Genomic DNA, 19314 nt, shown 5'->3' with positions numbered 1-19314 from the left:
AAAAATAGGGAGATACATATGAAAGAAAGAATTCTAGTCGAATTAGCGAAAATTGAGAAAGAACATGACGTGGAAATTTTATTTGCAGTAGAGGCGGGCAGTCGTGCATGGGGATGGCATTCTAAAGCTAGTGATTATGATGTTCGGTTTGTCTATGTTCACCGTTTGGAGTGGTATGTATCTATAGATGAAAAGAGAGATGTTATCGAATGTCCCATTCATAACACTTTAGATATAAGTGGATGGGATATCCGAAAGGCATTGCGATTATTTGCAAAATCAAATCCGTCTTTATTAGAATGGATTCATTCTCCGGTCTTTTATATTAAAAACTCTAATTTATCAACATGTTTACAGAAAATAAGTGAACATCGTTTTAATCTCAAGTCAACAATGTACCACTATTTGCATATGGCTTCGAAAAATTATCGTGAGTTTTTACAGGGAGAGAACATGCAGGTGAAAAAATATTTTTATGTATTACGTCCGATTTTAGCATGTAAGTGGCTAGAGGAGAAAGGAACAGTGCCACCTGTGGAATTTGCACGTGTCATAAATGAACTCTCTTTCGAACATAGTGTTTTAGAGGAAATAAAGCATTTATTGTGGATGAAAAAAAGAGGAGATACGTTAGATACTTTACCGAGAATGCCTAGATTACATCAGTTTTTTGAGGAACAAATCGCATATTATCAAGAATATGCAAAACGTGTTGAAAAAAGAACTGAAGTAGAAAATGAGGAATTAAATCGTTTGTTTCGAGAGATTGTATTTAAAAAGAGTGGAAACGCTTGTGTCAAAAAGTTATAGAAAAATGCTTTTTTATTACAACAAAGGCACAAATTATTTATAATCTATTGGAACGGATTTGCAAAGTTTGCTATCACATCGCTATTAGAAAAGAGACTGTCCAAAAGGTATACTTTTGGACAGTCTCTTACTTATCATGATTTGAAATCTGGTTAGGAATAAAGAAAACGGAAATAGCGGCAATTAGACCTGCAAATGCAAACACATAAAAATTCCATACTTGATTATACTGTAATGTCATGAAGATACCGATAATAATGGGGGCAGCAATCGCACCGATTCTCCCAAGACCAAGTCCCCAGCCTAAAGCAGTAGCACGTATACGAGAAGGGAAATACTGAGTGACATATGCATTTAATATTTGTGTGATACCAACGGAACCAATTCCAGCAATTCCAATTAAAATATAAATCATAGTAGTGGAAGTCTGTATGGTTAATAATCCGATACAGATAGCGGCCATGAGGTAAGAGAAGCTAATGACGATTTTTGCCCCGATTCTATCTGCAATGGCTCCTGCAAATAAAGCTCCAATTGCTGCGGTGATATTCAGCATTAACAAGAAGGATAAACTAGAGCCTAACGGATAGCCAGCTTTCCGCATCATTTGGGGCAACCATGTATTTAATCCATAAATAAGAAACATCCCCATTATATAAGTGAGCCAAAAGAGTAAAGTTGCTCTTACATATTGTTTTGAAAATAATACGAAATATCCACTTTGTTGCTTTTCCTTAGGGGGATTATATGTTTGTTTTTGAGGTAACTGGATTTGAAAACGCTCGCTAACTCGAATTGCCTCTTCTTGACGATTGCGTGAAAGTAAGAATTGAATTGATTCCGGCAAGTAACGAATAATAATAGGAACGAGAAGAAGAGGAATCATGCCAATACCAAACATTGTTCGCCAACCGAAATCTTGTAACATAAAGATGGATAAAATAGCTCCTAACACAATTCCTAATGGATAACCAGTAAACATAAGTGCATAAATAAAGGATTGTCGTTTCTCGGGTGAATATTCAATTGTAAGTGCAGAAGCAGTCGGAATGACGCCGCCTAGACCAATGCCGCCAATAAAGCGAAAAAAACCAAATAATTCAGGAGATGAAGCAATAGCAGCTAAGCCCATTGTTAGAGAGAAAAGAGATAAACAAAATACTAAGGTCCATTTTCTGCCGATATAATCTGTAATCGTTCCGACAAGAATGGCGCCAATAAACATACCCAAAAGAGCATAACTGGCAATTGTACCCGCTTGAGTCGGCGATAAAGCCCAATTTTGATCTTCTAAAAGTGTTGGCAAAATCGCCCCATAAATACCTAAATCGTAGCCATCAGCTAAAATAGCTAACCAACAGATCAGAACAACAAGCCTAGTAGTAGAATTTGAAAGGGCTGTTTTTGTGGATTCTGGATGAGGAGAAGAGATTTGCATCATATACACCTCTTTTTTTCGGTTTACTGTATTATTTGGTTATATATAAACAATTCCCTTCAATTGTCGAATTTTTTCGCTATTTATACGCATTTTGCTTCGAGATTCAGCAAAAGTAAGGACATATGATATGAAGTGAGTATACAGAAAAATGGACTCATCGAAACTGCCTGTTGGATAAGTCCATTTTTTCTTAAAGTAAGGTTATTCTTCATATACTCGTTTTAAAGGTTGGTTAGCAGGACCTTCTACTACATCCCCATTAATGGAAAAGCGCGAGCCATGACAAGGACAGTCCCATGTACAGTCACCGCTGTTCCATTCCACTTCACATCCGAGATGTGTACAAGTTGTATCGACGATATGTAATTTCCCATTATCATCTTTATAGGCACCAGCACGTTTGCCGTTCACTCTTACGACAGCACCTTCACCATTTGCAAGATCTTCTGGTTCACGAAGAGCAAATTCTAGTTTTCCTTCAATGAGATGTTTAGCTACATCTAGATTTTGAGAGGCAAACGTTTTTATGTCTGGATCAGCATGAAAGCGCGATGGCGCAAAGAGTTCTTTATAAGGACTGTTTCTTTTTATGATAGATGTTGTTAATAGTTGAGCGGCGACAGTTGAGGTCGTCATTCCCCATTTGCGGTATCCGGTTGCAACAAATATATTTGGATTATTTTCATTGATGTGCCCAATATAAGGAATTTTATCTAAAGTGATTAAATCTTGTGCTGACCATCTATAAGGAATCTGCTCTATTTCAAATATTTCCTCAGCGAAGGAGTGCAGCGCCTCATAATGAAGCATCGTATTAATTCCTTGTCCTGTTTTATGGCTTTCACCGCCAACAAGAATCAGTTTTGTTCCGTCTATCGTTGTGGATCGTAAAGAACGTGTAGGATTATCAATACTTAAATACATGCCTCCTGGATATTCTGTTTTAGATTGAATAGCCAGTACATAGGAGCGTTCTGCATACATTCGTGTGAAGAAAAAACTACTCTTATCATAAAACGGAAAATGAGAGCAGAGGGCGACATATCCAGAAGTGATACGTTGTCCATTTTTTGTAATGACTTGTGGATAAAATCCTTTTTCTATATCAATTGCCGTTGTATGTTCATAAATGGTACCACCCATTTTAATAAATTCCTCAACAAGCTTTTTTAAGTAGTGAAGAGGATGAAATTGTGCTTGTTTTTTCATTACAAGCGCAGCTTGAGTGGAAAGAGGAACTGGAATAGACGTTACATATTCGCACGGAATGTTTAGTTTTTTGTATGCCTCGTATTCTTTTATTAACTTTCTTAACTCATCTTTACCTGTTGTATATAAATAGGCATCTTCTTCTGTAAATCCACATTCGATATGATGTGTTTTTACTGTTTCTTTTATAAATTGTAAAGCTTGATGATTCGCTTCATAGTAGAGGCGTGCTTTATCTATACCAAAGTGGTTGATGAGCTCATCATAAATGAGGTCATGCTGTGCGGTGATTTTTGCTGTGGTATGTCCAGTTGTCCCATTTAAGATACGGTCAGAATCAAGTAAGACAACCTTCATACCTTCTTTAGCGAGTAAATAAGCAGTCGTAATTCCCGTAATACCAGCACCAATAATGACAACTTCTGTTTTTATATTTTCAGATAAAGCTGGAAAAGTAGGGAGTGAGGTAGAGTCCATCCAGTAAGAATGGGGAAATTTAGGGAAAGAATGATTATTCATGATGCAAACCTCCTAATTTAGGATATTTTTCCTATTCATTTTTCCCATTTATATGAAATTCATGTGAGAAAATTTGGTATGAAATGTAAAATATTTTGTTAGGAGGAATATTTCTGAAATGATATATTGATATAGTTTTTTATCGTTCTTTTTAAGAGCGAATATTTTGTGAAATAAACATTTATATAGGAACTAGCTCAATCTATATCTAATAAAAAAAGAGCTTTTTATGTATAATAATGATTTTTAATATAATGGATACCCCCTTTTAAAACATAGGTTTTTTCTTTGGTAAAATAGGATATGATTATAAAAATATAACCACATTTTATGACCTAGTAATAAAATGTGTTGACAATGCAGAAAGTCTATTGATATGATTCAACATGTGGAAAGGTTGATAGAGAGTAAAAAGAGAAATGTTTTTCATTGATAATAAAAGCGATAATAAGTGACGATAGAGTGAGTATATTTTACTTATGATATATGCTTTTTTTGCATCATCTAGTCGTATCAATCTGGAAACAACAATTGATTTATGCAGTTTGCGTAAGCATGGCATAAGAAAGGAGCAAAAGGATGAAGGAGCTTCATACGTTTGGATGGTATGCAGCACGTGTATCACCGCACTTGCCAAAAAAAGCATTTAAACCAGTTCCGACCCGTCTATTTGGCGGATTAGCTTATTTGCTTGTGGCAGTAGCAGGATTAATAACGATTGGGTTGTTTGAATTGAATGCGTGGATAAATCTAGGAATTGCAATTGTTCTTGGATTGTGTTTTGCTTCACTTGGATTTTTAGGGCATGAAATTTTACATGGAACGGTTGTAAGAAAAGCGTGGCTTCGTGATTTACTAGGAGCAATTGCATTTATGCCATTAACTACAGGACCAAAGCTTTGGAGGAAGTGGCATAATGCGACGCACCATGTTCATACACAACATGAAGAAAACGATCCAGATGCATGGCCAACACTTGAGAAGCTGAAAAAGAGTCAATTTTTAAGATGGGTGTATCGTTTACCACTTCACGTACGTTCATTCTTTAGTTTTTTATCATTAACGTTTCAATTTACATTACACTCAACTCGAATGTTCTTTCATTTTATAAAAGAATTTAAAACGTCGAATCAACGAGCGGTATGGCTTCAACTTCTTTTGCCATGGACAGTCTGGATGAGTCTCTTGTTTATTATGGGACCGATGAAATGGTTGTTTGCATATGTGATTCCGTTATTGATTGCGAACTTTATTGTAATGGCGTATATTGCAACCAATCATCGCTTAAATCCAATTGTTCCTGTAAATGATCCATTAGCAAACTGTTTATCTGTAACAGTACCACGCTGGGTTGATGTATTACATTTTAATTTTTCATATCATACAGAACATCATTTGTTTCCTGCGATGAGTTCGAAATACTATCCATTAGTAAAAGAGAAAATTAAAGAAATGTGGCCGGAACGTTATCATGAAATGCCAATGAGTAAAGCGTTAGTAGCACTTTGGAAAACACCGCGCGTGTATTATGAAGGCAGTGAATTGATTGATCCGCAAAAAAAGCATTTCTATGGGTCGCTAGGAAATGGACTAGATCCGGAGAATATTTCGTATCGTGAGGAGTATATGAAAGAAGAATCAATGAACAAGGCAAATTTATAATTGTAGATAAAGAAAAGCAAGCTATAATCAGTAGCTTGCTTTTCTATATAGAAACGACTTTTTCCTTTTGGTTATTTATTTGTACAGTGTTACTTTGCTTACGACTGAGCCTTTTTTCGAGGAGATTCACGAAATAAGTGAATAGTAAAACAAGGACAAGATAATAGATACCTACTACGATATAGGTGTTTAATTGTTGGTAATTTCCAGCGGCAATCGATAACCCAGATCCCCACAATTCTGACATACCAACGTAAGCAACAAGGGAAGAATCTTTTAACCCAATAATAAATTGATTTCCTAAAGGAGGTATTGAAAGGCGAAATGCTTGTGGTAATATAATGCGACGCATAGCTAGTGGATAAGACATTCCGAGAGAACGGGCGGCTTCTATTTGCCCACGGTCTACAGATTGAATCGAGCCGCGGAAAATTTCTGTAATATAGGCACCATTATGAATCGCTAAAGCAATGGCACCGGCCCAAAATGGTGTGAAAACAACAATAGAAGTAATACCGAAGTACAAAATTGCAATTTGTACGATTAAGGGAGTACCGCGAATGACAGCAATATAAATATGAGCAATACTATTTAATAGTTTGTTGTTTGAAATGCGAAAGAATGCAAATAGTAATCCAATTAGTGAACCAAGTAGTAAAGAAGTTAAAGTCAATTGCAATGTGATAAGAACTGCTTTGAGCAACGTTGGATAAGTAGATAAAAAAATCTCAATCATTCATTTCACCTCATATTGGTTAGGAGTTATAGTGGATATAAATACCCCACAATTTATGTGGGGCACCGTATTTCTTTACAGAATAGGAGAATTGTTTATTTTGTTTGTTCCTCTTCTCCAAGAATATTGCGACCAAACCATTTCTTACTAATTTTCTCGTACGTACCATCTTTAATGATCTCATCTAATGCTTTATTTACTTTCTCAACCATTTTTTTATCATCTTTGCGAACAGCGATAGCCATTTCATCAAGGTTTAATGGTTTTCCAGCTTCTTTTATAGAAGAATTTCCTTCTTTTATCATGCGAAGTCCAACCATTTGGTCGGTAATAACAGCATCGACACGACCGGGTTCTAAATCCATAAGAGCTGTAAGGTCGCTATCATATTCTGTTATTTTATCTGTTTGCTTTTCAACAAGTGCCTTAAATGTACTTGCTTTTACAACTCCAACTTTTTTGCCTTTTAAATCATCAACAGAGGAGATGGAATCATTCTGTTTTGATACGAAGATTTGGGCGCCAGAACGATAATATGGTTTTGTGAAACTAACAGCCTTTAATCGTTCTTCTGTAATTGCCATACTTCCTAAGATGACATCATATTTTTTGGCCTGAAGACCTTGGATTAATGTTTCCCAAGGATTGGTAACGGGGGCAGGTTTCATTCCCATTTTCTTTGCAAGAGCTTCTCCAATTTCAACATCGAAACCCATAAGTTTCCCATCATTTTCTTTATAATTAAAAGGTTTATATAATCCACTCATTGCATAACGAAATTCTTTTTTTCCATCTGTAGAAGTAGTACTACTTTCTTTACTACAAGCCCCCAATATGAAAGAGAGACTCAGCGTAATGGTTGCAGCGACAGTAAATAATTTCTTTTTCATATAACCCCTCCTATATATTGTTCCTATCAATACGGACATTTTTATATATGGTGTTGGGTAGTAGTATATGTGTCCGTCTTGCTTTGTCTTTAGACACTATAAAACATTTCTTAAAAACTGTTTTGTCCGCTCATTTGAAGGTGAGGAGAAGAATTGTTCTGGCGGAGCATCTTCGACAATTTGGCCATCATCCATAAAGATGACGCGGTCGGCTACATCTCGTGCAAAGCTCATTTCGTGAGTAACAATAATCATCGTCATTCCTTCACTAGCAAGTTCTTTCATTACTTGTAATACTTCGCCAACAAGTTCAGGGTCAAGAGCTGATGTAGGCTCATCAAATAGCATAATATCGGGGTTCATCGCAAGAGCTCGTGCAATGGCAATACGTTGTTTTTGACCACCAGATAATAAGTGTGGTGTGATATTTGCTTTATCTTCTAATCCAACTTTTTTTAATAAATCCATTCCGATTTCTTTTGCTTTTGCCTTATCTAACTTTTTTACATGAATGGGTGCTTCTGTGATGTTTTCTAATGAGGTCATATGAGGAAAGAGGTTAAAATGTTGAAAGACCATACCAACGTTTTCGCGGACTTTGTTTAAATCTGTACGTTGAGGATCAATTTGTTCCCCTTGCAGACGAATGTTCCCTTCATCGTACATTTCTAAAAAGTTAAGACAGCGGAGTAAAGTGCTTTTCCCAGAACCGCTTGCACCAACTAAAACGACAACTTCTTTTTCCTTTACTTCTAAGTTAATTCCTTTTAAAACATGTAATGAGCCAAATGATTTTACTAAATTTTGAACTTGAATCATACCAAACCCCCAGTGAATTTTATATTTTGATAAATGTGTTCCTTCTTTTTGTTATTAGTCATAAAACGGCAAAATCCTCTATTTTTTAAAGTTCTAGATGTTATGTATGAAACATTATTTCATGAGCCAGTATAGTATGTTTCTCGTTATATGGAGAAGATTACAATTTGTTTTCTGATTATAAGGTGTTTTAAAAATCTTTATATCTTTCTATAATAAAAATATGGATAATAATATAGAAGTAGTATTTATATAGTTAATGGGGAGGAATGCGAAGGTGGAAAGAGAGCAGAAAACCTTTTCTTTTGGTTTACGTATGCAGCTTATGTTATTTACAACAATTTTGGCATTGATTACGTATTCGACAAGTTTATTTTTTATTTATGTGTTGTACGACTATTTTCAAAGTTATGTAAGTCAAACAGTTTATAATATTGTTGTAATGCTGTTAGGGGTAATATGGTCTGGTATTCTAGCATATGTTGCAGCAGTTTTTTTAATTAAGCCTTTACGTAAATTGGAGGAAGCTGCTCATAGAGCTGCTGAAGGTGATATTCGTGAAAATGTACCATTACCAAAAGTAGATGATGAAATAAAATCCTTAAGCATTGCTTTTAATATGATGCTAGGAAATTTGCGCACAATGGTAAACAATATCGATACAACATTTTCTTATACAAACATGCAAGTGCAGCAAATTAGAAAACAAACAAATGAAGCGACAAAGCAAGCACAAGTTGTGTCAGAAACATTAGCTGAAATTTCCTCAGGAGCGGAACAGTCAGCAGCATCTATTCAGACGATTGTTTCCACTGTAGACCAAACAACATCCATTGCTAGTGAAGTGGAAGAAAAGGCAAATCAATCCGATCAATTATCTTCTGAAATGGTGCAAGCATTAGGGCAGAGTACGAAAGTATTCACATCACTTATTAAAGGAATTCAGACACTTGCAAAAGAGAATGAACAATCTATGCACAATGTGCAAAAATTAGAAGAACGAATGAAACAAGTTGAACATATTGTTTCTGTGGTAAGTGAAATAGCGAGTCAAACAAATTTATTGGCGCTAAATGCATCAATTGAAGCTGCTCGCGCTGGAGAACACGGAAGAGGATTTGCTGTTGTAGCAGAAGAGGTTCGGAAGCTTGCTGATGAGAGCGATCATTCAGCGCGAAATATATCTCAGTTACTTTGCGATATGAAGAATGAAGTACAACAAGTAGCAATGCAAATGACAGAGCAAGTTAAGTCTGCTAACGAAGAAGCAAAGCGCGGAGAAGCAACGGAATTGATTTTAAAAGAGATGTCAGAAAGTATTATGGAAGTAGCAGATGCAACGAAAAAGATTAGTGGTTATATGAAGGAGCAAGTAGAACATATTCAAGTAACAGGTACGCAAACGAAAGCAGTAGCAGCAATTGCAGAAGAAACATCGGCAGGCTCACAAGAAGTTGCAAGGGTAACCATGCAACAATCTAAAAATATGATAGCAATTAATCAGTTGTTAGAGCAATTAGAAAAACAGGCAACTGAGTTAAAGCAAACAATAGAACGATTTATGTTATAAAAGGAAGAATGATTTTATGTTCTTCCTTTTTATCTTGTGAGAATTTTTTCTGAAGCACTTTACGAGCATTTTTTTATTTCTAGATACATAACACAATACATCATATAAGTGATATAAATAATGAATTTTTACTAAAAACTATGAACGTTTCCGCAACTTTTATGATTGTCTCTTTTGAATGAAAATTATAGCAAGATATAATAAAGTTATAATGTTAGAAGGGGTGTCTTTTATGAAAAGAGAAAAAAGACAACGACTTATTAAACAATTAGTAGAAGAATATGAAATAGATACACAAGAGCGATTAGTAGAATTATTGGCAGAACAAGGTGTGTCTGTAACACAAGCTACCATTTCGAGAGATATTCGAGAATTAAATATAATAAAAGTAGCTTCTTCAAAAGGATTACCAATATATAAATTTTTCTCGAAGGATCATTTACAAACGGATATGCAGTTAAAGAAAAAATTAGAAGAAGTAGTTGTGAAAGTTGATTATGTAGATCGATTAACGGTTATTAAAACGTTACCTGGTAATGCACATGTGATTGGTGCTTTGTTGGATTCGTTAGATTGGAAAGAAAAAATAGGATGTGTATGTGGAAACGATACATGTCTTATTATTTCTCATTCTCTTTCTGATAGAAAAATTTTAGAAGAACGACTAAATTTTATTATGTAGATGAAATCCCATTTCTAATAGAGATTAGAAATGGGATTTTTTTTTTATACATTTCATACTCTAATATTCATTGATATATACAGAACAAATAACTATATTGTGAGATATGTGATAAAACGATTTATAAAAATACAACTATATATGACTTTAAAAAATAATTTGTGAAATATTTCACCATTGAATGTTAACCTTTTCACAAAAGCGGAAATGTTTTCTGTTTATGATGTACTTGTAAGATATCAAACGAACTTAAAGGGAGGTACAACAAATGAAACATCCGATTCATGTTACTTCAGAAATTGGGGAGTTGCAAACGGTTTTATTAAAACGTCCTGGAAAAGAATTGGAGAATTTAACACCAGATTATTTGCAACAATTATTATTTGACGATATTCCCTACTTACCAATTGTTCAAAAAGAGCATGATTACTTTGCACAAACATTACGTAATCGGGGTGTGGAAGTTCTTTATTTAGAAACGCTAGCAGCAGAGGCATTAACTGATAAAAAACTTCGTGAAGAATTTGTTAATCGTATTTTAAAAGAAGGGCAAGCTGATGCCAATGTTGCGCATCAAACCTTAAAAGAATATTTACTTTCCTTTTCAAATGAAGAATTGATTCAAAAAATTATGGGCGGTGTGCGGAAAAATGAAATTGACACAAGTCAAAAAACACATCTATACGAATTAATGGAAGATCATTATCCGTTTTATTTAGACCCAATGCCAAATTTATATTTTACGCGTGATCCGGCGGCTACGATAGGTGAAGGGGTAACCATTAACAAAATGAGAGAACCAGCACGTAGACGTGAATCATTGTTTATAGAATACATTATGAAATATCATCCACGATTTGCAAATCATAATGTACCAGTTTGGTTAAATCGTGATTATAAGTTTCCAATTGAAGGCGGTGACGAACTTATCTTAAATGAAGAAACAGTTGCGATTGGTGTATCTGCTCGTACATCAGCAAAAGCGATTGAACGGTTGGCTAAGAACTTATTTAGTCGTCAAAATAAAATTAAAAAAGTATTGGCAATAGAAATTCCAAAATGCCGAGCATTTATGCATCTAGATACAGTCTTTACGATGGTTGACTATGATAAATTTACCATTCATCCAGCTATTCAAGGACCAAAAGGGAATATGAACATTTACATTTTGGAAAAAGGTCTGGATGAAGAGACTCTTAAAATTACACATCGCACATCGTTGATGGAAGTTTTAAAAGAAGTTTTAGGCTTACAAGAATTAGTATTGATTCCTTGTGGAGGAGGAGATGTAATTGCTTCTGCTCGTGAACAATGGAATGATGGATCGAATACATTAGCAATTGCTCCAGGAGTAGTTGTTACATATGATCGCAACTATGTATCAAATGCTTTATTACGTGAACATGGAATTGAAGTAATTGAGGTATTAAGCTCGGAATTATCACGCGGTCGTGGGGGTCCACGTTGCATGAGTATGCCGATTGTTAGAAAAGATATTTAGTGATAAATAACGGAGAAAGTAGGGATGAACGATGTTAATGACGAGATCAAACTTAAAAGGAAGAAGTTTTCTTGCTGAAAAAGATTTTACAAAAGAAGAATTATTATATTTTCTTGATTTAGCAGCGGAATTAAAAGAGAAAAAGAAAAATGGTATCCCACATCATTATTTAGAAGGAAAAAACGTTGCACTCCTATTTGAAAAAACTTCAACCCGTACAAGATGCGCATTTACAGTCGCTTGTACTGATTTGGGTGCAAATCCTGAATATTTGGGAAAAGGTGATATTCAGCTTGGTAAAAAGGAATCTGTTGAAGATACAGCAAAAGTGTTAGGCCGTATGTTTGATGGAATTGAGTTCCGTGGTTTTTCTCATGAAACAGTAGAATCGTTAGCTGCAAACTCTGGTGTGCCAGTATGGAACGGTTTAACAGATATGTGGCATCCGACACAAACACTTGCAGACCTTCTAACAATTAAAGAGCACGTAGGGCATTTGAAAGGTGTGAAGCTTGTTTATGTTGGTGATGGCCGGAATAATGTAGCGAATAGTTTATTAGTTGGTGGTTCAATTGTTGGAATGGAAGTTCGTATTTGTGCACCAGAGTCATTATGGCCAGCGCAAGAAGTAATCGACTTAGCGAAACAATATAGTAATCGTGTTATGGTAACAAGCGATGTGGAAGAAGCGGTTGCAGATGCAGATGTCATTTATACAGATGTATGGGTATCTATGGGAGAAGAAGATAAATTTGCTGAACGGATTGCTTTATTAACGCCTTATCAAGTGAATATGCAAATGATTCAAGCAACAGGAAATGATAATGTGATTTTCCTACATTGTTTACCTGCATTTCATGATGTGGAAACAATGTATGGTAAAGAAATTTATGAAAAATACGGCTTGAACGAAATGGAGGTAACAGACGAGGTATTCCGCAGTAAATATTCAAAAGTATTTGATCAAGCTGAAAATAGAATGCACACAATTAAAGCGGTTATGGCAGCTACTTTAGGGGATATGAAATAAAGAAGGAAGTATTGCTTCCTTCCTTTCTCCTCCTTTGGATATAATCATTCACTATTTGTAATATTGCAAATTAAGAGAGGTGAGTGGAATGGATGAAGAAAAGAAATTAGGACTCTTTACTTTAATCGCCCTTGTAGTTGGTTCTATGATTGGCGGTGGTGCATTTAATTTGGCGAGTGATATGGCAAAAGGTGCTGGCGCAGGGGCTATTATTATTGGATGGATTATAACGGGTATTGGAATGATTGCCCTTGGTTTATCTTTTCAAAATTTAACTGTCAAAAGACCAGATTTAGATGGTGGCATTTTTAGTTATGCAAAAGCTGGATTTGGTAATTTTATGGGATTTAATAGTGCGTGGGGGTATTGGCTGTCAGCTTGGCTAGGGAATGTCGCTTACGGTACATTATTATTTGCTTCATTAGGATATTTCTTCCCTATTTTTGAAGGGGGGCAAAACGTTGCATCTATTATTGGAGCAAGTGTATTACTTTGGTGCGTTCACATGCTAATTTTACGCGGGGTACAATCAGCAGCACTTGTGAACTTAGTAACGACAATTGCGAAATTAGTGCCTGTATTTGTATTTATTATGGTAGGAATTTTCGTTTTTCATTTTGATATTTTCTTAGACGGCTTTTGGGGACAAGCTGGTTCTTTTTCTTGGGGAGCGGTAGGTAGCCAAGTGAAGAGTACAATGCTTGTCACACTTTGGGTATTTATTGGTGTTGAAGGAGCTGTTGTTCTATCAAGCCGCGCTAAAAATAGAAGTGATGTTGGAAAAGCGACAGTTATTGGATTAATTGGTACATTGATTATTTATATTTTAATTACATTGTTATCCCTAGGACTCATGAAACAAGCAGATGTAGCAAATTTGAGAAATCCAGCTATGGCATATTTATTTGAAAGTATAGTTGGAAAATGGGGGGCAGTCTTTATTAATTTAGGTTTAGTCATTTCTGTATTGGGTGCTTGGTTAGGTTGGACATTACTTGCATCCGAAATTCCATACTTAGCTGCCAAAGATGGAGTATTTCCGAAATGGTTTGCAAAAGAGAATAAAAACAAAGCTCCTGTGAACTCATTATGGATAACAAATGGGCTCATTCAAATTTTCTTATTAACATTTGTTGTTTCAGATCAAGCATATAACTTTGCTTTCTCTCTTGCATCCTCAGCTATTTTAATTCCGTATGCTTTTTCAGCATTTTATCAACTTAAATATAGTTTGAAATCTAAAGAAAATGATCGTATAAAAAATATAATCATTGGTTTGGTTGCAAGTATTTATGGAGTTTGGTTAGTCTATGCTGCGGGACTAGAATACTTGTTATTAACCATGACTTTATATGCACCTGGTATTTTCATTTTTTACAATGTTCAAAAGCAAACACATCAAAAACAAATATTTACTCGTATAGAGTTAGCATCATCTGTAGCAATTGGTGCATTAGCATTATTTGCAATTTATGGATTAATTACAGGTAGTATTACGTTATAAAAAATGAAATGGAGGGCTGAAATATGAAAAGAAGAAAAATCGTAGTTGCATTAGGAGGAAATGCAATACAATCTGGAAATGCTACTGCTGAGGCTCAGCAGAAAGCACTAGAAAGAACAGCAGAACAACTTGTTAAAATTATGGGAAATAACATTGATATTGTAATTGCACATGGGAATGGTCCACAAGTGGGGAATATTTTATTACAACAAAAAGTAGCAGAAACAGAGAAAACACCGGCGATGCCATTGGATACTTGCGGTGCAATGAGCCAAGGAATGATTGGGTATTGGATGGAAAATGCAATTGAAAAAGCGCTGAAAAAACAAAATATAAAAAAAGAAGTAGCAACAGTAATAACTCGTGTGATTGTTGATGAGAAAGATGAAGCATTTCAAAACCCTACAAAACCAATAGGACCCTTTTATACGGAAGAGGAAGCAAGACACTTAATGAAGGAAACAAAAGCTGTATTTAAGGAAGATGCCGGAAGAGGATGGAGACGAGTTGTTCCGTCACCAAAGCCTGTGAGCATTCATGAACATAAAGTAATCAATTCATTAGTAGAAGCTGGGAATATCGTAATCGCTGTTGGTGGTGGTGGGATCCCAGTAATTGAATCTGAAGAAGGATTGAGAGGAACGGAGGCTGTTATTGATAAGGATTTTGCTGCTCAAAAGCTAGCTGAACTAGTAGGTGCGGACACTCTCATCATTTTAACCGCAGTTGATTATGTATACATAAATTATAATCAACCAAATCAGAAGAGACTAGAATCGATTGGAGTGGATGAATTAAAAAAATATATAGAGGAACAGCAATTTGCACCAGGAAGTATGCTTCCGAAAATTGAAGCAGCTATTCATTTTGTTAATGCAGGCCCAGGACGAAAAACAATTATTACTTCTTTAGACAAAATATATGAAGCATTGGAAGAGAAAGCAGGTACTATTATTTCTCAACAAGAAGCATGTGTATGTGTAAGGTAGCTTATTTAAGATAAGACTGCAAATACCATACGAATTTCGTATTAACCGTAGGAACTGCGGGGGTAGCCTACTGAATAACCGATGGGTACATCGGTGTTCGTAGGAATCCTCCACTTCAAGCGTTAGCTAAGTGGGGGAGTTCAAAGCTAGTAAGTAAAAAGAATGAAGCGGTTCGCTTCATTCTTTTTACTTACTAATAATCTTTCGTAATCAATGTTCATAAAGTATTCATTATGAAATTAAGAGATGTGGATGGGTTATGATAAAATTTACTTGAATGCGCTTTCTTGATGTTTTAATACCATGTATAGCAAGAAAGAGGGATTTCTTATGAATAGGCGGAATGTGGTTAAAGATTTAAAGCAGTTTGAATTATTTTCTCATGTAACAGACAAAAAGTTAAAAGGTTTAACGGAATTTATTTATTGGCGCACCTATAAGAAAGGACAATTTTTATTTTTAGAAGGAGATTCAAGAGAACGAATTTACCTTATGTTAGATGGTTTTGTAAAGTTAGAACGAGTAAATCAAAGTGGAAATTTATTATATGAAGACTATGTAAAGAGATATTCTATTTTTCCTTATAGTGGTATGTTTACTGATAAAGGATACAGCTATACGGCAGAAGCTATAACTGATGTCGATGTGTATTATATTCCGACAGTAATTTTTGAAGATATGGTGAAGGCAAATCGAACACAATTAATGCACATTGTTCAGCAGTTATCCTCAATATTAAAGTTGAATGAAAATCGTGTGCAAAACATTACGATTCCTAATGCACAAGATCGTGTTATTCAAACATTAAATTATTTAATGCATGACTTAGGCGAACCAAACGGTGAAGAAATTGTAATCCCTTGTCCACTGACAACAATTGAAATTTCTAAAATATCTGGAACATCTCGAGAGACAGTTAGCAGCGTATTAAAACAATTGAAAAATGACCGTATTGTTACCGTGTTAGGTAAAAAAATTACAATACATAATCCTACTTATTTTGAAGAAAGCGCTATGTGAAAAATACAATAATGAATGTGAGAGAAAAGAAGCATTGAGACATAAAGATGTATCAATGCTTTTATCATTTTAATTGTACATGAATGAATATATATTTATGAGGCATTTCTATAAAAAGATTGTATATTCCGATAATATTGGCTAAAATCGATAATAAAAACAAAGGAGAAGAAAGAATGATCCGTATTGAATATGATCGATTGCTTGCTATATTTTATAGTGTCGGGGTATTACTAGTGTTAAAATTTCCAAACGATAACGAACTAGTAGGAGAGAAATTATTTCATTCATATGGACTTCCAGTAGATACATATATTTATATGAATTATAAAATTTCAAATGTATGGGTTACATCTTGTGTATTACAAGGGCTTTCTTTTTTACTTTTTATGAAGTGGATGGAAAAGAATCATTCTAACTGGTTAAAAAGATTTCATAAAATGAAAAGTGGATGTATAGGAGTAATAATGTGTATATTGCCATTCACATTTAATCAACTCATTCAAACTCTTGATAAAACTTGGTACTATGCGGGGAAAACAGGGTTAGAGGCAATTGAATATAAAAAGGAAGATAGTGAATGCAAGATAGAGAAAAGAGGAGAGAAACGAGAGAAAAATTGTGTAGTTACTTTAAAGAATTATCGCAATTATGCACAAGCATTACAACTTGTGTTGCATCAAGATACAGAACAAAATATCGAAGGTTATCACGTACCAACACCTATTTATTTACAGCGGCATGAAACAAAACAATTTAAATTTCAAATTCCAGTTTCATTAGATGAAAATGTAGTGGGAAATACAATACCAAATATCGAATTGAAGTTATTACATGACAAAAAGACAGCACATAATTGACAGAATGAGTAGAAGAAATGAGAAGAAGAGGTAGTCATCCAAAATGTTGAGAGAAATCAAACATAAATTGGATGGCTTTTTTTATTTAGTGAGAACAAAAGGAGATAGATAAGGGATAGCCTGTAAATTTGCAAAAAAAAATAGGCAAAAATAAAAGGGTATTGTTTTTGAGAGAAAAGAGGATATTGAATAGTAAGATGAAAATTATCGTTGCAAACTTGATATATTTTGTTATGATAGTGTTACGAAAACGTTTGCATAAAAAAAGAGGGATATAGAAGGAGAGCGCTATTATGAATAAAATATGGTGGAAAGAAGCTGTCGCTTATCAAATTTACCCACGTAGCTTTATGGATTCAAATGGTGATGGTATTGGAGATTTACAAGGTATTATAGCAAAGCTTGATTATTTAAAAGATTTAGGGATAGATGTTATTTGGATTTGTCCAATGTATAAATCACCAAACGATGATAATGGTTATGATATTAGTGACTATCGCGAAATTATGGATGAGTTCGGTACAATGGCAGACTTTGATGCATTACTAGAAGAAGTGCATAAGCGCGGTATGAAATTAATTATTGATTTGGTTATTAATCATACAAGTGATGAACATCCTTGGTTTATTGAATCGCGATCATCTAAGGATAATCCAAAACGCGATTGGTATATTTGGCGTGATGGTAAGGATGGAAAAGAGCCGAATAACTGGGAAAGTATTTTTAATGGTTCTGCTTGGGAATATGATGAGACAACAGACCAATATTACTTACACATATTCTCACGGAAACAGCCGGATTTAAATTGGGAGAATAAAGAGGTTCGCGAAGCTTTATATGAGACAGTGAACTGGTGGTTAGATAAGGGAATAGATGGATTTCGTGTTGATGCGATTAGTCATATTAAGAAAGAAGAAGGACTAAAAGACATGCCAAATCCCAAAGGGTTACCTTATGTATCTTCTTTTGATAAACATATGAATGTGAATGGTATTCAGCCGTTATTAGAGGAACTAAAAGAGAATACATTTGCAAAATACGATATTATGACTGTTGGAGAAGCGAATGGTGTCAAAATTGAAGATGCAGATCTTTGGGTTGGAGAGGAAAACGGTAAATTCAATATGGTATTTCAATTTGAACATTTAAGTTTATGGGATGCTGAAAAGAAAAAAGAACTTGATGTTGTAGAGTTGAAGAAAGTGTTAACAAAATGGCAAAAAGGTTTAGAAAATAAAGGGTGGAACGCACTTTATATTGAAAACCATGATAAGCCACGTATTGTATCGACTTGGGGAGACGATCAGCAATATTGGCGTGAAAGTGCAACAGCTTTAGGAGCGATGTATTTCTTTATGCATGGAACGCCATTTATTTATCAAGGGCAAGAGATTGGGATGACAAATGTTCAGTTTCCTAATATCGATGATTATGACGATGTAGCTATTAAAAATTTATACCGTGAGAAAATTGCACAAGGTGTATCGCATCAAGAAATGATGGAAATTATATGGGCATCTTGTCGCGATAATTCGCGTACACCTATGCAGTGGAGTAGCGAAGAAAATGCAGGTTTTACAACAGGAACACCTTGGTTTGGAATCAATCCAAATTATAAAGAAATCAATGTCCAAAAGCAGCAAGAAGAACCCAATTCTATTTTGAATTTTTATAAGAAAATGATTGCTCTAAAAAAGGCACATGCTGTTTTCAATTACGGTACGTATGATTTATTATTAGAGGATGATCCGCAAATTTATGCATACACGCGTACATTACAAGATGAAAAAATAATTGTGATTACCAATCTGTCAAGCAAGGAAGCTATCTATCATAAGAATTCATACACGTTAGAAAGCAATCGATTGCTTTTAAGTAACTATGAAATTTCTGAAGATGAAGGAAATAAGAAAATCATCTTAAATCCTTATGAAGCAAGAATTTATCGTATTTCTTAAAAAAATGGTGCTCTCGTAGCATCTTTTTTTGTTTAGAAAAAACTTTTTATTGCAATGCGAAAGCGCTTTTATTAAAATTAATTTATGAAAACGTTTGCGTCAATTCTCTGTTTG

At 34.7% G+C, this 19314-nt stretch carries 16 protein-coding genes; 11 read left to right on the top strand and 5 right to left on the bottom strand.

Translation table 11 applies throughout. From position 1 onward, the window contains the following. The first annotated feature begins 18 nt into the window (after positions 1 to 18). Positions 19 to 810 (top strand): nucleotidyltransferase domain-containing protein, encoded by a 792-nt coding sequence (locus tag MR059_RS13530; protein WP_011983455.1) that lies wholly within the window; start codon positions 19 to 21, stop codon positions 808 to 810. Positions 811 to 937: 127 nt separating this feature from the next. On the opposite strand, the gene MR059_RS13525 is transcribed toward MR059_RS13530, so the two are convergent. Together MR059_RS13525 and MR059_RS13520 are read right to left on the bottom strand one after the other, a co-directional pair. Beyond that, complete coding sequence (locus MR059_RS13525; RefSeq protein WP_375293721.1) at positions 938 to 2248, bottom strand: MFS transporter; 1311 nt, start codon at positions 2246 to 2248, stop codon at positions 938 to 940. 204 nt (positions 2249 to 2452) lie between these two features. Further along, a complete protein-coding gene (locus MR059_RS13520) occupies positions 2453 to 3979 on the bottom strand; it encodes an FAD-dependent oxidoreductase (protein ID WP_242161872.1) in 1527 nt (508 codons plus the stop codon). Positions 3980 to 4558: 579 nt separating this feature from the next. Here MR059_RS13520 and desB point away from each other — a divergent pair. Next, positions 4559 to 5641, top strand: coding sequence for a Delta(10) desaturase DesB (desB, locus tag MR059_RS13515; RefSeq protein ID WP_087094387.1), 1083 nt, complete (start codon positions 4559 to 4561; stop codon positions 5639 to 5641). A gap of 43 nt (positions 5642 to 5684) precedes the next feature. Here the strand turns inward: desB and MR059_RS13510 are convergent, their stop codons facing one another. The 3 genes from MR059_RS13510 to MR059_RS13500 form a co-directional block, all read right to left on the bottom strand. Further along, positions 5685 to 6377 (bottom strand): amino acid ABC transporter permease, encoded by a 693-nt coding sequence (locus MR059_RS13510; RefSeq protein WP_087094388.1) that lies wholly within the window; start codon positions 6375 to 6377, stop codon positions 5685 to 5687. Positions 6378 to 6472: 95 nt separating this feature from the next. After that, positions 6473 to 7267, bottom strand: a complete 795-nt coding sequence (locus tag MR059_RS13505) for an ABC transporter substrate-binding protein (RefSeq protein WP_011983460.1) — start codon at positions 7265 to 7267, stop codon at positions 6473 to 6475. Between the two features lie 96 nt (positions 7268 to 7363). Next, the gene (locus MR059_RS13500; protein ID WP_048724269.1) at positions 7364 to 8086 is read right to left on the bottom strand and encodes an amino acid ABC transporter ATP-binding protein; all 723 of its coding nucleotides are present in this window, start codon (positions 8084 to 8086) and stop codon (positions 7364 to 7366) included. Positions 8087 to 8363: 277 nt separating this feature from the next. Between MR059_RS13500 and MR059_RS13495 the strand changes: the two genes are divergently transcribed. The 9 genes from MR059_RS13495 to MR059_RS13455 all read left to right on the top strand — a co-directional run bounded on the left by MR059_RS13495 (position 8364) and on the right by MR059_RS13455 (position 19200). Beyond that, positions 8364 to 9656 carry a methyl-accepting chemotaxis protein gene (locus MR059_RS13495; protein WP_011983462.1) on the top strand — a complete coding sequence of 431 codons (1293 nt, stop codon included), beginning with the start codon at positions 8364 to 8366 and terminating at the stop codon, positions 9654 to 9656. Between the two features lie 232 nt (positions 9657 to 9888). Then, on the top strand, positions 9889 to 10338 hold the full coding sequence (argR, locus tag MR059_RS13490; protein ID WP_011983463.1) for an arginine repressor: 450 nt from the start codon (positions 9889 to 9891) through the stop codon (positions 10336 to 10338). A gap of 268 nt (positions 10339 to 10606) precedes the next feature. Beyond that, the gene (gene arcA / locus MR059_RS13485) at positions 10607 to 11839 is read left to right on the top strand and encodes an arginine deiminase (protein WP_011983464.1); all 1233 of its coding nucleotides are present in this window, start codon (positions 10607 to 10609) and stop codon (positions 11837 to 11839) included. Between the two features lie 31 nt (positions 11840 to 11870). Next, complete coding sequence (gene argF, locus MR059_RS13480; protein WP_011983465.1) at positions 11871 to 12869, top strand: ornithine carbamoyltransferase; 999 nt, start codon at positions 11871 to 11873, stop codon at positions 12867 to 12869. Positions 12870 to 12957: 88 nt separating this feature from the next. Then, positions 12958 to 14373 carry an arginine-ornithine antiporter gene (gene arcD, locus MR059_RS13475; protein ID WP_011983466.1) on the top strand — a complete coding sequence of 472 codons (1416 nt, stop codon included), beginning with the start codon at positions 12958 to 12960 and terminating at the stop codon, positions 14371 to 14373. A gap of 23 nt (positions 14374 to 14396) precedes the next feature. After that, the gene (gene arcC, locus MR059_RS13470; protein WP_011983467.1) at positions 14397 to 15362 is read left to right on the top strand and encodes a carbamate kinase; all 966 of its coding nucleotides are present in this window, start codon (positions 14397 to 14399) and stop codon (positions 15360 to 15362) included. Between the two features lie 330 nt (positions 15363 to 15692). Further along, positions 15693 to 16382 (top strand): Crp/Fnr family transcriptional regulator, encoded by a 690-nt coding sequence (locus MR059_RS13465; RefSeq protein WP_011983468.1) that lies wholly within the window; start codon positions 15693 to 15695, stop codon positions 16380 to 16382. Between the two features lie 176 nt (positions 16383 to 16558). Then, positions 16559 to 17242 carry a hypothetical protein gene (locus MR059_RS13460; RefSeq protein WP_011983469.1) on the top strand — a complete coding sequence of 228 codons (684 nt, stop codon included), beginning with the start codon at positions 16559 to 16561 and terminating at the stop codon, positions 17240 to 17242. Positions 17243 to 17535: 293 nt separating this feature from the next. Next, positions 17536 to 19200 (top strand): glycoside hydrolase family 13 protein, encoded by a 1665-nt coding sequence (locus tag MR059_RS13455; protein ID WP_011983470.1) that lies wholly within the window; start codon positions 17536 to 17538, stop codon positions 19198 to 19200. The last annotated feature ends 114 nt before the right edge of the window (positions 19201 to 19314 follow it).

The sequence above is a fragment of the Bacillus cereus group sp. BfR-BA-01522 genome (assembly GCF_022662635.1).
In the GTDB taxonomy this organism is placed as follows: Bacteria; Bacillota; Bacilli; order Bacillales; family Bacillaceae_G; genus Bacillus_A; species Bacillus_A cytotoxicus.
Note: the sequence above shows the minus strand (reverse complement) of the source record. Positions and strands in the feature narration are given on the sequence as shown.